The organism is Gordonia oleivorans, assembly GCF_040044975.1.
GTDB classification, from domain to species: domain Bacteria; phylum Actinomycetota; class Actinomycetes; order Mycobacteriales; family Mycobacteriaceae; genus Gordonia; species Gordonia oleivorans.
The window spans coordinates 1-14,617 of sequence record NZ_JBDZDI010000003.1; the positions used below are offsets into that span (position 1 = coordinate 1).

13 protein-coding genes and 1 tRNA gene are annotated in these 14,617 nt (G+C 64.2%); 8 read left to right on the forward strand and 6 right to left on the reverse strand.

Annotated elements, in window-relative coordinates; translation table 11 throughout:
• Nucleotides 1-776: DDE-type integrase/transposase/recombinase (locus ABLE92_RS06595; RefSeq protein ID WP_348803956.1), on the forward strand; the 776-nt coding region annotated here is incomplete at its 5' end.
• 39 nt (nt 777-815) lie between these two features.
• Here ABLE92_RS06595 and ABLE92_RS06600 read toward each other — a convergent pair.
• The 4 genes from ABLE92_RS06600 to polA form a co-directional block, all read right to left on the reverse strand.
• Nucleotides 816-1,022 (reverse strand): hypothetical protein, encoded by a 207-nt coding sequence (locus ABLE92_RS06600; protein WP_348803957.1) that lies wholly within the window; start codon nt 1,020-1,022, stop codon nt 816-818.
• A 111-nt stretch (nt 1,023-1,133) separates the two neighbouring features.
• Nucleotides 1,134-2,216 (reverse strand): isocitrate/isopropylmalate dehydrogenase family protein, encoded by a 1,083-nt coding sequence (locus ABLE92_RS06605; protein WP_348803959.1) that lies wholly within the window; start codon nt 2,214-2,216, stop codon nt 1,134-1,136.
• A 6-nt stretch (nt 2,217-2,222) separates the two neighbouring features.
• Nucleotides 2,223-2,774 carry a hypothetical protein gene (locus ABLE92_RS06610; RefSeq protein ID WP_348803960.1) on the reverse strand — a complete coding sequence of 184 codons (552 nt, stop codon included), beginning with the start codon at nt 2,772-2,774 and terminating at the stop codon, nt 2,223-2,225.
• Between the two features lie 16 nt (nt 2,775-2,790).
• Nucleotides 2,791-5,487 (reverse strand): DNA polymerase I, encoded by a 2,697-nt coding sequence (gene polA / locus ABLE92_RS06615; protein ID WP_348804250.1) that lies wholly within the window; start codon nt 5,485-5,487, stop codon nt 2,791-2,793.
• A 327-nt stretch (nt 5,488-5,814) separates the two neighbouring features.
• Between polA and ABLE92_RS06620 the strand changes: the two genes are divergently transcribed.
• The 4 genes from ABLE92_RS06620 to ABLE92_RS06635 are packed head-to-tail and all read left to right on the forward strand — an operon-like array spanning nt 5,815 to nt 10,066.
• Nucleotides 5,815-7,167 carry an ABC transporter permease subunit gene (locus tag ABLE92_RS06620; protein WP_449744023.1) on the forward strand — a complete coding sequence of 451 codons (1,353 nt, stop codon included), beginning with the start codon at nt 5,815-5,817 and terminating at the stop codon, nt 7,165-7,167.
• Between the two features lies 1 nt (nt 7,168).
• Complete coding sequence (locus ABLE92_RS06625; RefSeq protein ID WP_348803963.1) at nt 7,169-8,158, forward strand: branched-chain amino acid ABC transporter permease; 990 nt, start codon at nt 7,169-7,171, stop codon at nt 8,156-8,158.
• Complete coding sequence (locus tag ABLE92_RS06630) at nt 8,151-9,191, forward strand: ABC transporter ATP-binding protein (RefSeq protein WP_348803964.1); 1,041 nt, start codon at nt 8,151-8,153, stop codon at nt 9,189-9,191. The genes ABLE92_RS06625 and ABLE92_RS06630 overlap by 8 nt, the downstream gene beginning before the upstream one ends.
• Entirely contained in the window at nt 9,188-10,066 is an 879-nt protein-coding gene (locus tag ABLE92_RS06635; RefSeq protein ID WP_348803966.1) for an ABC transporter ATP-binding protein, read from the forward strand. Before ABLE92_RS06630 ends, ABLE92_RS06635 begins: the two co-directional genes overlap by 4 nt.
• A 66-nt stretch (nt 10,067-10,132) precedes the next feature.
• Here ABLE92_RS06635 and ABLE92_RS06640 read toward each other — a convergent pair whose 3' ends face one another.
• Together ABLE92_RS06640 and ABLE92_RS06645 are read right to left on the reverse strand one after the other, a co-directional pair.
• On the reverse strand, nt 10,133-11,452 hold the full coding sequence (locus tag ABLE92_RS06640) for an ABC transporter substrate-binding protein (protein WP_348803967.1): 1,320 nt from the start codon (nt 11,450-11,452) through the stop codon (nt 10,133-10,135).
• Nucleotides 11,453-11,608: 156 nt separating this feature from the next.
• On the reverse strand, nt 11,609-12,235 hold the full coding sequence (locus tag ABLE92_RS06645; protein ID WP_348803968.1) for an ANTAR domain-containing response regulator: 627 nt from the start codon (nt 12,233-12,235) through the stop codon (nt 11,609-11,611).
• 144 nt (nt 12,236-12,379) lie between these two features.
• On the opposite strand from ABLE92_RS06645, the gene ABLE92_RS06650 reads away from it, so the two are divergent.
• The 3 genes from ABLE92_RS06650 (at nt 12,380) to ABLE92_RS06660 (ending at nt 14,591) form a co-directional block, all read left to right on the forward strand.
• A tRNA-Leu gene (locus tag ABLE92_RS06650) sits at nt 12,380-12,456 on the forward strand.
• Nucleotides 12,457-12,758: 302 nt separating this feature from the next.
• On the forward strand, nt 12,759-13,082 hold the full coding sequence (locus tag ABLE92_RS06655; protein ID WP_348803969.1) for a hypothetical protein: 324 nt from the start codon (nt 12,759-12,761) through the stop codon (nt 13,080-13,082).
• 132 nt (nt 13,083-13,214) lie between these two features.
• Nucleotides 13,215-14,591: an IS1380 family transposase gene (locus ABLE92_RS06660; RefSeq protein WP_348803970.1), complete on the forward strand. Its 1,377-nt coding sequence runs from the start codon at nt 13,215-13,217 to the stop codon at nt 14,589-14,591.
• The last annotated feature ends 26 nt before the right edge of the window (nt 14,592-14,617 follow it).

Here is a 14,617-nt window from a genome sequence, read left to right on the forward strand (position 1 = left end):
TGCTCAACGCGTTCGCCTCGACCTGGGACGACGGGATCTACCTGGGGTCGTTGCGTCAGTGGTACCGGGTCGCCAACACCATTGATCAAGACCAACGCCCGCGCAGTCCGCTGCGCCGTCACCGCCCGAAACGGGCCGCGCCGGTGGTGGTTGCTGATGGTCCCGGGCAGGTCTGGATGTGGGATATCACTGACCTCAAAGCCACCTACATGGGGCAGGCATTCAAGGCATACGTGATTCAGGATCTGTACTCCCGCAACATTATTGGCCACTGCGTGGCACTAAATGAGAATGACGACATCGCTGCGGCGATGTTCGCCGAAGCAATCGACCGTCATGGCGCCCCCAGAGTCATCCATTCCGACAACGGGGCACCGATGCGATCAACGGCACTCGCCGAACTCTGCGAGGAGATGGACATCGAGCTGTCGTTCAACCGTCCCCGCACCTCCAACGACAACCCCTTCAAGGAGTCCGAGTTCAGGACCATGAAATACCGGCCTGGCTACCCCGGAGTCTTCGACACCCTCGAGGCCGCGCGCGACTGGATCGACTACTACGTCGTCTGGTTCAACACCCGCCACCACCACTCCGGAATCGCCCTGCACACACCGCAATCGGTGTACAACGGCACCTGGACCCAAGCCCACGACCGCCGTGTCGGGGCCATCAACACCTACCACCGAGACCACCCCGAACGTTTCCACCAACCACCCACAGTCAAACGACCGCAGCAACGCGTCGCCATCAACCTGCACCACCAACCCACCGCATAACACAACAAAATCGGGAACTGACTCACCACAGCTTGACACTCACCGCTCGGCGGGCAGCAGCGATGCGATGTCGGCTTGCTTCGCGACGTCGACGGTGATGGGTTGGATTGCGGTGGTACCGCCGCTCCCCTCGGTCGACTCGTCGTTCGAGCAACCCGCCACCACCAGCGCGATCACCGCCAGCAACAACGTGAGAATCCCCGGCAGCCGCATCGCTGCTGATCGGATTGAACGCTCGCGCATCACACATCCCCTTCACGCCCCGACATCGGAGCAGGTTTGAACCAATCGAAACTGCCGTGTCCGGCGTCTGAACTTACTGCCTGAACGGCCACTTCACCGGTTGGTTACGAAAGATTAACCGGCTGAGCCGATCTGACCGTCCAGGTGAGCGATCACCCGCTCGCCCACCTGCACCGTCGTCGCCGAACCACCCAGATCGGGAGTGAGCGCACCGTCGGCAAGTGCCGCTGTGACCGCCGCATCGATCGCGTCGGCGGCGCGTGTCAATCTCTCGTCGGTGGTGCGCCTGCCGTACCACCGCAACGCCTTCGAGGTGGACGAGATGATCGCGATCGGGTTGGCGACGCCGCGCCCTGCGATGTCGGGCGCCGCGCCGTGCGATGCCTGCGCCATAACGACGGTGTCCGAGCAGTTGATCGAGCCGGCCATGCCGAGCGACCCGGCGAGTTCACCGGCGAGGTCGGACAGGATGTCGCCGAAGAGGTTCTCGGTGACGATCACGTCGAAGTCGCCGGGCCGGCGCACCAGCAGGGCGGCCATGGCGTCGACGTGCGCGTCGGTCACCGTCAGGTCGGGGTATCCGGCGGCGACCTCCCGGCACACGTCGCGGAACAGTCCGGTGGTCATCGTCAGCACGTTGGCCTTGTGCACGATCGTCAACCGGCCCGATCTCTCCGTGGCCAACTCACACGCCTGCCGTGCGATGCGTTCGGTTGCGGCCCGTGTGATCACCCCGACCGCCAACGCGATGTCCGGGGTCGGCATGAATTCCCCCGACCCGACCGCCATGTTGCGGTCGGCGTAGAGCCCTTCGGAGTTCTCCCGGGCGATGACGACGTCGATCTCGGGTGCGAGCGCGCCCACGCCCGGAAGGCCGCGGCACGGGCGCAGGTTGGCGTAGAGGCCGTAGCGTTTCCGGATCACCGCGCCGGGTGTCAGATCGCCGGCGAAGCGTTCGGGGTAGCCCGCCGAATCGTGTGGGCCGAGTACCCAGATGTCGAGCGCATCGAGCGCCTCCAGGGTCTGTTGGGGTATCGGCGTGCCGTGGGACTCGATCGCCCCTCGCCCCAAAGGCAAGGACAGCCAATCGAATTCGAATCCCTCATGCGCCGCCGCGGCATCGGCGACGGCCACCGCGACCGGCACGATCTCCGGGCCGATGCCGTCGCCGTTGAGGACTCCGATACGTACCGTCACGTCGTGTCAGCTCCTGTGTTTGACGATGCACGCACCGTCGGAGAACTGCGCGCACACGTCCTCCGCGTCACCGCGCGACCGGGTCGGCCGGGCCACCACGTAACGGCTTGACGAGCCCACCATCTCACCCGGCAGGATCAGCGAACCGTAGTGTTCGTCGCGTACGGCCTCCGCGCCGCCGTAGTCATCGAACGCGCCGAACTGTGCGTACCACTCGGTGTCGGCAATCGGCGGCACGGGCAGGTCGGGGGTGCCTGTGTCATCGCCGTCCGGACCACCGGAATCGGCCCCACCACCGGAATCGTCCAAGTCCTCAGTCGACGAGGGTCGGCTGGTCTCGGCGGTGGTCGGCGTGGTCGCGGGGGCGGTCTCGGTGATCACGACGGTGCTCGTGGTCGATCCCGAATCGGACTCGGCTTCCACCGAGTTCCATTGTCCCCGTGATAATTTCACGCCGACAATGACCGCGCCGACGACGATCACCCCGACCACCACTCCCACGATGACGGGGATCACCCAGGGTGATCGTTGCCGCGGCGGTTCGTCGTAGCCGTCCATTCTCAAGAATCAGCCCTCAGTGCGCGGCATCGTCCCAGGACCGGCCGTACCCGACGGACACCTCCAGTGGCACCGACAGGGTGATCGCCGACCCCATCTCCTCGCGGACCGCCGCCTCGACCTGCTCACGTTCGGCGTCGACGACCTCGACGACGAGTTCGTCGTGCACCTGCAGCAGCATGCGCGACCGCAGCCCTTCGGCCGCAAGCCGCTTGTGCACGTTGATCATGGCCACCTTGATGATGTCGGCGGCGGTGCCCTGGATGGGCGCGTTGAGGGCCATCCGTTCGGCCGATTGGCGGCGCTGCCAATTGTCGCTGTTGAGGTCGGGCAGGTAGCGGCGACGCCCGAACAGCGTTGCGGTGTACTCGTTGCGACGTGCCTCGGAGACGACGTCGCGGAGGTAGTCACGCACTCCGCCGAACCGGGCGAAGTAGGCCTCCATCTGTTCCTTGGCCTCGTCACGACTGATCCGTAGTTGGGCGGCGAGCCCAAAGGCGCTGAGCCCGTAGGCAAGTCCGTACGACATCGCTTTGACACGATGCCGCATCTCGGTGGTCACCTCGTCGATGGGCACCCCGAACGCACGGGACCCGACGAAGTTGTGCAGATCCTCACCGGTGTTGAACGCCTCGATCAGACCGGCGTCCTCCGACAGATGCGCCATGATGCGCATCTCGATCTGGCTGTAGTCGGCCGTCATCAGATCGTCGAAACCCTCACCGCTTCCACCCGGCCCGCTCGCTCCGCTCCCGGCACCGACCACAAAACCGCGCCGGATCTGGCGCCCGGCATCGGTGCGAACGGGGATGTTCTGCAGATTCGGTTCGGTCGACGAGAGCCGCCCGGTCGCGGCCACCGTCTGATTGAAGGTGGTGTGAATGCGACCGTCGTCGGCCACCGACTTCAGCAGCCCGTCGACGGTCACCTTGAGCCGGGTCGCATCACGGTGTTCGAGCAGATGCGCCAGGAACGGATGCTCGGTCTTCTCGTACAGGGTCTGCAGGGCGTCGGCATCGGTGGTGTAGCCGGTCTTGGTCTTCTTGGTCTTCGGCATGTCGAGCTTGTCGAACAGCACCGTCTGCAGTTGCTTGGGTGAGCCGAGATTGATCTGCTCCCCGATCACCTCGTAGGCGGCCTCGGCGGCGGTGCGGATCCGCTCGGCGAACTCTTCCTCGAGGTCACCGAAATGCTCGACGTCGACGGCGATCCCGGCGGCCTCGAGATCGGCGAGGACGAACAACAGCGGCAGTTCCATCTCGGTGAGCAGTGCGCGAGAGTCGATGCGGTCGAGTTCGGTGTCGAGGACGTCGGCGAGTTCGGCGACCGCTCGTGCCTCGAGCATGTGATGTTCGGCCTGCTCGCCCAGCCCGCCGTCGTCATCGAGCAGCGACAGTTGCGCATCCCCGGAACCGTCGTCGGCACGCAATTCGCGCCGCAGGTACCGCAGTGCGAGGTCGTCGAGGTTGAAGGTGCGCTGTCCGGGACGGACGAGATAGGCCGCGAGCGCGGTGTCGCTGGTGACCCCACGCAGCACCCACCCCCGGGATCGCAATGCGTGGATGGCCCATTTGGTCTCGTGGAGAGCCTTGGCGATGCCGGTGTCACCGAGCCACTCACCGAGGGCCTTCTCGTCGGCCGGGTCGAGCTGGGTGATGTCCACATATGCCGAGACACCGTCGGCCGCGGCGATCGCGATGCCGTTGACGTCGGTACCGACGACGGTGTGCGGGGCGGTGATGGTCAGTCCGGCCCGCCCGGTGCGGGCATGCTCGCTCAGCCATCCACCGACCTCACCGGCGCCGAGGACCGAACCGTCGAGATCGAACCCGGACTCGGCCTCGGGCACCACCGAGCTCAGGGTCGAGAACAGCCGATCGCGCAGGACGCGGAATTCCAGATCGTCGAAGAGCTGGTGGATGCGATCGCGGTCCCAGCCGACCCGGGCCAGATCCTGCGGCCCGGCCGGCAGCTGCATGTCACGAATCAGTTCGGTGAGCTGTCGATTGGTCTGCACCGATGCCAGGTTGGCCCGCAGCGCGTCTCCGACCTTGCCCTTCACCTCGTCGACGTGATCGACGAGGGAGGCCAGCGAACCATACTGGCGAATCCACTTGGAGGCGGTCTTCTCCCCCACGCCGGGAATACCCGGCAGGTTGTCACTGGGGTCACCGCGCAGCGCCGCATAGTCGGGGTATTGCGCAGGCGTCAGACCGTACTTCTTCTCCACCTCTTCGGGAGTGAAGCGGGTCAGCTCGGACACACCCTTCTTGGGGTAGAGCACGGTGACCGAGTCGTCGACGAGTTGCAGCGAGTCACGGTCACCGGTGACGACGAGAACCTTGAAACCCTGCGCCTCGGCCTCGGTGGCCAGGGTGGCGATGATGTCGTCGGCCTCGTAGCCCTCGATGGCCATGACCTGGATACCCAGCGCGTCGAGGACCTCCTTGGTCACGTCGACCTGACCGTTGAACTCGTCCGGCGACTTCGACCGCTGCGCCTTGTACTCGGGGTACATGTCGGAGCGGAAGGTCTTGCGGGACACATCGAACGCGGCCGCGATGTGCGTCGGTTCCTCGTCGCGCAGCAGGTTGATCAACATCGAGGTGAAGCCGTACACCGCGTTGGTGTGCTGGCCGGTCTCGGTCCGGAAGTTCTCCGCGGGCAGCGCGAAGAAGGCACGGTAGGCCAACGAATGCCCGTCGAGCAACATCAACACCGGTTGTGTGTCGGCCTTGGCGCGCGTCTTCGTCTGGGGGGCGGTCTTTTCCGAGGCGGACTTGTCCGGAATGCGGGAAACGTTGGTCGCGGGACTCACCCCTGCGAGTCTAGTGATGGGCTCGGACACCAACCTGTGCGGTCGCACGCAACGTCCTGAACTCGCGGTATGCAGATGTTACATCTGGGAAACCTCGATGTCGTCATCTCGCGAAGGCGGTGAGGCTACTCTCCGGCAGGTGCGCGTGCGGTCGGCCTACGCGCCGGCACCATCCGATCCACCTGGGAGGTAAACCAGTCGATGTCCGAGCCCGATCGGCAGATGTCTTTTGAGGGTGGTGGGCCGGGTGGGATTCTTGTCGGCGCCAGACCCGAAAGGCACGCGGCGTCCACACCGCCCCGCATCCGCAGAGTCACGATCATCCTCTTCCTCGCGCTCGCGGCGTCGCTGCTGGGCGGAGTGATCGGTGCCAGCACCGCCACAGCCGCACCCAACGACGTCCAGGTGTTCGGTACGTTGCGCAACGGTTCGGAGAAGATCGCCGGCGTGAAGGTCACGGCGACCGACTCCGGCGGCAAGGTCGTGGCCACCGCCACCTCGTCGGCGACCGGAACGTGGCAACTCATGGTGCCACCCGGTAACTACACGATCGCAATCGAGAAGAGCAGCCTGCCGGAAGGAATCGAGGTGCAGAAGGAGGAGCTGCCCGTCGACGTCAGCTCCGGCACCGCTCGCCCGGTGATCTTCTCCTTCGGCGCCAAACGATCGAGTGCCGAGGTATCGCCGCTGGCCAAGTTCACCCGTCTGACCATCGACGGCCTGCGTTTCGGTCTCATCATCGCCATCAGCGGGGTCGGCCTGAGTCTCATCTTCGGCACCACGGGACTGACGAACTTCGCCCACGGTGAGCTGGTCACTCTCGGAGCGGTGATCGCGTGGGTGCTCAACGTCAAGTTCGGGATTCAGCTGATCGCCGCGACCGTCATCGCGGTCGTCATCGGGATCGGTGTCGGCGTCGTCAACGAGCTGGGGATCTGGCGTCCGCTGCGAAGGCGGCGAACTGGCCTCGTGGCAATGCTCGTCGTCTCGATCGGGCTCGCATTGGTGATGCGCTATCTGATCCTGATCTTCTTCTCCGACCGCTCCGAGGCATTCGTCGACTATCAGGTCCAGACGCAGATCGGTTCTGGGGCCTTCGCCATCACCCCGATCAACCTGGCATGCATCATCATCAGTCTGGTCACCTTGTTGGCGGTGGCGCTGATGCTGCAGAAAACACGGATCGGCAAGGCGATGCGGGCAGTCGCCGACAACCGCGATCTCGCCGCATCGTCGGGAATCAACGTCGACCGGGTGATCCTGTTCGTCTGGGCGCTTGCGGGGGGGTTGGCCACCCTGGGTGGCGTCCTACTCGGGCTCTCCGAACTCGGCGGACGAGTGCAATGGGAGATGGGTTTCAAACTCCTGCTGCTGATGTTCGCAGGCATCACGTTGGGCGGTCTGGGAACCGCCTATGGCGCACTTCTCGGTTGCGTGATCGTCGGCCTCGTCGTGCAATTGTCGACGTACTGGCTCAGCCCCGACCTGAAGTACGTCGGTGGCCTGCTCATCCTGATCATCATTTTGACCATCAGGCCTCAGGGCATTCTCGGATCGCGAGCGAGGATCGGCTGACATGGACATCATCTCCGCATTTCAGATTTCCTTCGCGCAGCTCATCGGGCCGTCGGCGATCTTCTACGCACTCCTGGCGATCGGGTTGAACCTGCACTTCGGGTACGCAGGCCTGCTCAACTTCGGTCAGATCGGGTTCGCGCTTCTCGGCGGCTACGGCGTCGGGATCATGGCGGTCAACTACGACCAGCCCTTGTGGCTCGGTGCGATCGTCGGCATCGCCGCTGCCGCACTGTTGGCCGTGCTACTCGGGTTCCCGACACTGCGACTGCGCGCCGACTACCTCGCCATCGTCACCATCGCGGCCTCGGAGATCCTCCGGCTGATCTTTCGATCGACCTCTACCGACGACTTCACGCATTCGACCAACGGGATCTACGGGTATGGCGGCCCCTTCTTTGCCGCCAGCCCGTTCGACAACGGCAAGCAGTATTCGTTCCTCGGTGTGAAGTTCATCGGCGGCGATCTGTGGGCCATGGTGATCGGGTGGACCGTCGTCGCCCTACTCTGCCTCGTTGTCTACCTGCTGGCCCACAGCCCCTGGGGCAGGGTCCTCAAGGCGGTACGCGAGGACGAAGACGCCGCACGCGCATTGGGGAAGAACGCGTATTTCTTCAAGATGCAGGCACTGATTCTCGGTGGTTGTATCGGCGCACTTGCCGGTGTCTTCAACTCGCTGGCCACGCAGTCGATCAACCCTGATTTCTACTCGACGGCACAGACGTTCTTCGCCTACGGCGCGCTGATCCTCGGCGGTGCCGCGACAGTGTTCGGCCCGGTGCTGGGCGCCATGCTGTTCTGGTTCCTGCTCGCCGTCCCCGACGTTCTCCTCCGGCAGGCCACCGCGGGTGATCACCCGCTGTTGTCGATGTCGGAACAACAGGTGGGCGCCGTACGCTACGTCATCCTCGGCCTCGCCATCATGCTGATGATGGTCTTCCGACCACAGGGCATTCTCGGAAACAAGCGGGAGGTGCAACTCGATGCCTGACACCCACGACCGCACCGCGGCTGCACGCAGCAACCTCAAGTCCCTCTCGGCCGACCAACGCGCGCACATCTTCGGCAGCGTCGACCCGGCTCCGGGTTGCGCCAAGCCCGACCCGATCATCGTCGTCGACCACATCACGCGGACCTTCGGCGGGCTGAAGGCCGTGCAGGTCGATCACCTTGAGATCCAACGCGGAGCCATCACTGGTCTGATCGGCCCCAACGGCGCCGGCAAGACCACGTTCTTCAATCTCATCACCGGTTTCGACAAACCCGATACCGGAACGTGGTCGCTGGACGGTGAATCGCTTGGTCGGATGGTGCCGCATCAGGTCGCACGACGCGGCATGGTCCGCACCTTCCAGCTCACCAAGGCGTTGTCGAAGCTCAGCGTCCTCGACAACGTGAAACTCGGGGCCGGCGGCCAACGCGGAGAGCACTTCCTGGCCGCGCTGGCGCCGTGGACGTGGCGCGCCCAGGAACGCGAGATCACCGAACGCGCCCACGAGGTCCTGGCCCGGTTCAAGCTCGACGCCAAGGCCGACGATCTGGCTGGCTCCCTGTCCGGCGGACAGCGAAAGCTCCTGGAGATGGCGCGGGCTTTGATGACCGACCCGAAGATCGTCATGCTCGACGAGCCGATGGCAGGGGTGAACCCGGCGCTCACACAAAGCCTGCTGGGCCACATCAAGTCGTTGCGCGACGACGGTGTGACCGTGGTCTTCGTCGAGCACGACATGGACGTCATCCGCGACATCAGCGACTGGGTGGTCGTGATGGCGCAAGGCGAGATCATCGCCGAATCCCTTCCCGACCAGCTCGGGGCCAACGAGGCGGTCGTCGACGCATATCTCGGTGGCCACCACGATCAACCGCTGGAGTTCGACGATCGGGGCCGACCGATCGGCGCAACCGCGGTGATCGCCGAACAGGTCGAGGCCGCGATCGAAACCACCTTGGAGGAGGGCGGGGATCTGTCCGAGCCGGGCCCCGTGACCGACACACCGGCCACCGACACGAAGGGCAACTCGTGAGCACTGACCCCGGTCCCGCGCCGGACACCGGATCGTTGACGCCGGCCCAACTCGCGGCGACACCCGAGGAACACAGGCGGCTCGCGGTCAACGCGCTGCTGCGCGCCGACGACATCACCGCCGGATACCTGCCGGGAATCAACATTCTCGAGGGCTGCAATTTCTATCTCGACGACGGTGAGATCGTCGGCATCATCGGCCCCAACGGCGCCGGTAAGTCGACCTTGCTGAAGACCCTGTTCGGGTTGATCCCCGTCCGTCGAGGTTCGGTCACACTGCGTGGCGAGGACATCACCTCGGCGAAGGCACACATCCTGGTCAACAAAGGCGTGGGCTACGTTCCGCAAACCCAGAACGTCTTCTCGGCATTGACCATCGAAGAGAACCTCGAAATGGGTGTGTACCTGCGGCCCAAGACATTTCGTAAGCGGTTCGACGTCGTCTCCGAACTGTTCCCGCTGCTGTCGGAGCGTCGGAAGGTCAAGGCGGGCGCCCTCTCCGGCGGTGAACGACAGATGGTCGCCATGGGACGCGCACTGATGATGGAACCGTCGGTGCTGCTCCTCGACGAGCCGTCCGCCGGATTGTCACCGATGTTCCAGGACGAGGTCTTCATCCGATGCAAGGCGATCAATGCCACCGGGGTGTCGATCATCATGGTCGAACAGAACGCGCGTAGGTGTCTGCAGATCTGCGACCGGGGCTATGTCCTTGATCAAGGCCGCAACGCATACACCGACACCGGAAAGAACCTGGCGTCCGATCCGAAGGTCATCGAACTCTACTTGGGAACGCTGGCGGGCAGTTCCGAGACGTCGGCGGACGCTGCGCCAACGATGAAACAGCAAGGGCGACACGCGGCGCAGGACACGTAGACGCACCGCGAACGTCCGAGGGGCCGGAAGCGCTGAACGCACTTCCGGCCCTCGGCTTTGATCACATCAGTTCGCGGACACCGTGATGTATTTGCCGACCGGTTCGACCAGCTTGTTCTGGGCGTTGAACTCCAGAATGCCGTACGACCCGTTGGTCGGCTCACCCGACGCACTGAACGCGAGGTTGCCCGTCGGACCCTCGTAGCGAATGTCCTTGCCCTGCCCCAACATATCGAGGCACTGCTGGTATGTGGTGCACTTGTCGGTACCGTTGGAGATCGAGTTGATGTTCGCCGCGATCGCCTTGCCGTCGGTCGACTTCGCCTTGGCTGCCGCCAAGGCCGACATGATGACCGCGTCGTAGCTTTCACCCGCGTAGTTGAAATCGATCAACGAAGGATCGACAACCTTCAATTCCGCCTGGAACTCGTTGGAGGTCTTGGTCAGCGGGGTCGTACCCTTCATGCCGGCGAGCAGGCCCGTACCGACGGCCTCGCCGAGCGCGTTGCCCATGTTTCCGTCGACGCCGTAGACCTTCTTGCCGTCCGTCGGCCCGATGCCCACCTCGTGCATACGGGTGAGGATCTTCGACGACTCGTCGAAACCGATCACCGCGATGCCGTCCGGATCGAAGTTCTTGACCTGGTCGACCTCGGCGTTGAACGACTGGGCGTTGGGATCGTAGATGATCTTCTGAATCTGATCGGACGGAATGCCCGCGGCCTCGAGGTCCTTCACGGTGTTATCGGCCAGACCGGTTCCGTACGGATCGTTGAGGGCCAGAATCGACACGCGCTGCACACCGTCGCCTGCCATCGTCTGCGAGAGCGCCTGCGCCTGAAGGACGTCCGGCGGTGCGGTGCGGAAGTACATGCCCTTGTCCGCGTAGCAGGTGAACTGATCGGAGGTGTTGGCCGGAGAGAACATCACCACACCGGCGTTGGCGATCTTGTCGATGACCTTCAACGACACCGAGGATGATGCCGCACCAACGATGACCTGCGTTCCGGCTGCCAACTCGCGGTCGACGGTCGCGTTGGCGGTGTCTGTGGTGGTGTCACCCGAGTCGCCGGTCACCAGCTGTACCGGTTTGTCCAGGACACCGCCCGCGGCATTGACGTCCTTGACGGCGAGTTTGGTGCCGGCGATCATGGGTGGCCCGAGGAAGGCGAGGCTGCCGGTCTCGGGCAGAAGCGTGCCGATCTTGAGCGCGCTCGTACTCACCGGACCGGGTGTGGCCTGCGGCGGGTTGTCGCACTGGGCCGTGGTGCTCGAGGACGTGGCACCCTCCGATGAATCCGAGCTGGAGCTACTACAGCCGGCCACCGCAAGTGCCGCAGCCGCGGTGAACACCACCGCACCGCTTCTCACAAAGCGAAAAGACATCAATGCTCTCCTTGTGATTCTGTTGTCTGCGATGCAGTGCGTCGCAACGACGCAGGAACCGCGAATCGCTGAGGTCAAGCTAACGCGATCGTATTGCCACGACGTAAAGATCGTGAAACTCGTGTGATCGCAACCCGATTCATCAACCGGTCTGGCTCACTCCTGCGGACCCAACGTCTCCACCACGACCTGCGCGACAGCCTTCATCGTGGTACGACGATCCATCGCAGCCCGCTGAATCCACTTGAATGCCTCGGGTTCCGAGAGAGACTGCTTCTCCATCAGGAGGCCCTTGGCCCGTTCGACGAGTTTGCGGGTCTCCAGTCGGTCGGCCATCGACGCGACTTCCTTCTCCAGCTCCCGCAGTTCCTGGTAGCGACTGACCGCCACCTCGATCGCCGGGACCAGATCGGCCTTCGTGAAGGGCTTGACCAGATAGGCCATCGCCCCGGCCTCTCGGGCCTTCTCGATGAAGTCACGCTGACTGAACGCGGTCAGCATCACCACCGGTGCCAGACGTTTGCTCGCGATCTCGGCGGCCGCGTCGATCCCGTCGCGGACCGGCATCTTGATGTCCATGATCACCAGATCCGGGGACAGCTTCTCGGTGAGGTCGACCGCGGTCTGACCGTTCGGCGCCTCGCCGACGACCTCGTATCCCTCCTCGCGCAACATCTCGATGAGGTCCATCCGGATGAGAGAGTCATCCTCCGCGACAAGCACCTTATGTGTTGTCTGCTGTTCGGCCGGCGTCACCGACGCACTGTCAACCACCGTCACCATCCCCTCCTCCGCATTGAGTTCAACACCCGAAAACACCAGGTCGCACCCCCCGCACTCGGCGGGTGATGCACCGAAGCGTACCGGCTGTCACCGTCTCCGGCTGATCATCTAGACTTGTCTGCTGCAGCCCCCGCACGGCAGCATGCCCTCGTAGCCCAATTGGCAGAGGCAACGGATTCAAAACCCGTCCAGTGTGAGTTCGAGTCTCACCGAGGGCACCATGGAACCCCTGTTCAGCAGGGGTTTTGTTGTTTCTGGACTTGCTACACGGCCCGTGTTGTGTAGCAGACCGTCAACAGTTGGGTGTCCTCACCGGGGCTTTTGTGACCTCTTCGGCAATCGGTCAAGCCGGAAGGAACAAGCCTCATGTCCAGCCCATCAAAGGTGCCAAATCGCACCCACCTCAGCCGTCGCGCGCTAGCCGGCGGTGCCCTGACCGTCCTCACGGTCATCAGCTTCTACGCCCTGCCGATCCTGGCGTGGACCGTGTGCATCCACTTCGGCCTCTACGCCGGGGTGCCCCATGAACGACGCCATCACCGCCACCCAACAACGGCTGGACGCAACCGCAGACCGGGCATGGCAGCGCATGCAGGACACCCGAGGAACCGCCCTGTTCGACATGTGCCGTGACCTTGCCTATGCGGCTAAGGATCGCGCTGACTCTTACGCCCGTGAGCACGCCGAGATAGCACCCGTCCCCACTGAGAGCCGAACAGGACGGTTCCGCACGGGCTACCAGTCAGCTGTGCAAGCTCTCGACAGCGTGCCCGGTCCCCTCATCGCCTGGTTCCTGCCGATCCTGGCCAGCATGCAACCCGAACCCGACGATGACCCGATAAGCTAAGCCGTGCTCTTGGCCTCGATCCACCGATTTGTGTGGAAGCGGGCGGTGCGGGAGAGACGAAATGCCCTGTCTGAGTGAGAGGATGGGACTTGTCTAGGGTTCCATGCACGCGCTCAGAAGGGCATCTCGTAGATGCGATTGTCTCACAGTCATCCGGTCAGGTCTGCAGCATGTGATGACCCGAATCTCCTCGCAGCGGCAGGGTTGGTTCCGGTGATGTCGCTGGCCGAACGCGCGGGCCTGTCAGGGTTGGCCCGCGAGCATCTGACGGTGCCGACCGACAAAGGCGCCAACCCTGATCGGAAGGTGTTCTCGCTGGTCGCGGGGATGGTCGCCGGTGCTGACAGCATCGATGACATGACCATGTTGCGGCACGGGGCGATGGGCCGGGTGTTCGATCACCCGTATGCCCCGTCGACGTTGGGGTCGTTTCTGCGCGAGTTCTCCTTCGGGCATGTCCGCCAGCTCGATGCGATCGCCGCTCGCCTGTTGTCCGGGTTGCATGCCCGGACACCGGTGCTGGCCGGGATCGACGGGCCGGTGATGGTCGACATCGACGACTCGATCATCGAAGTGCATGGCCCGGCCAAACAGGGCGCCGGGTTCGGCTACACCCGCGTGCGCGGGTTGAACTCGGCGATCACCACCCTCACCACCGCGCAGGGTGCACCGGTGATCGCCGCGCAGCGTCTGCGCAAAGGGGCGTGCAACTCCGCACGCGGCGCACATCGATTGATCGCCGACACGCTGGCGACGCTCAAACGTCTGCGCTCGAAACAGGCTGCCGGCCAGGTGCTGCTGCGCGCGGACTCGGCGTTCTACGGTCACCGTGCCATCTTCCACCGCGATCCGTGCCGGCGCCAGGTGTCGGTCACCGTCCGTCAGGACTCGCACGTGCGGGCGGCGATCAGCGAGATCGCCGACGATGCCTGGACGGCGATCGAGTACACCGATGCCGTCTTCGACGAGGACACCGGCACGTGGGTGTCGCGCGCCGAGGTCGCCGAGATCGAGTTCACCGCGTTCACCTCCAAAGCCAAGCGCCTGCAGATTCCCGGGCGGCTGGTGGTGCGCCGCATTCCCGACTTCCAGCCCGACGGGGACGGGTTGTTCGAGGTGTGGCGGTTCCATGCGTTCTTCACCACCAGCACTCTCGACACCGTCACCGCCGACAAGACGCATCGCGGTCACGCGATCATCGAGCAGGTCCACGCCGACCTCAAGGCGTCCGCGTTGGCGCATCTGCCGTCGGGGAAGTTCTGCGCGAACGCCGCCTGGCTGGTGTGCGCGGTCATCGCATTCAACCTCACCCGAGCCGCCGCCAGTCTCGGCGGGAAACGCCTGGTCAAAGCCACCACCCCCACGATCCGCCGCACCCTGATCTGCATACCGGCCCGTATCGCGTCCTCAGCCCGACGCATCACCATGCACCTACCCGCTCGCTGGCCATGGGAACACGAGTGGAACCTGCTGTTCAGCAACACGATCGGACCACAACACCCAGCCTGACCCCTAACCAGCGGCCAGACAGCGGC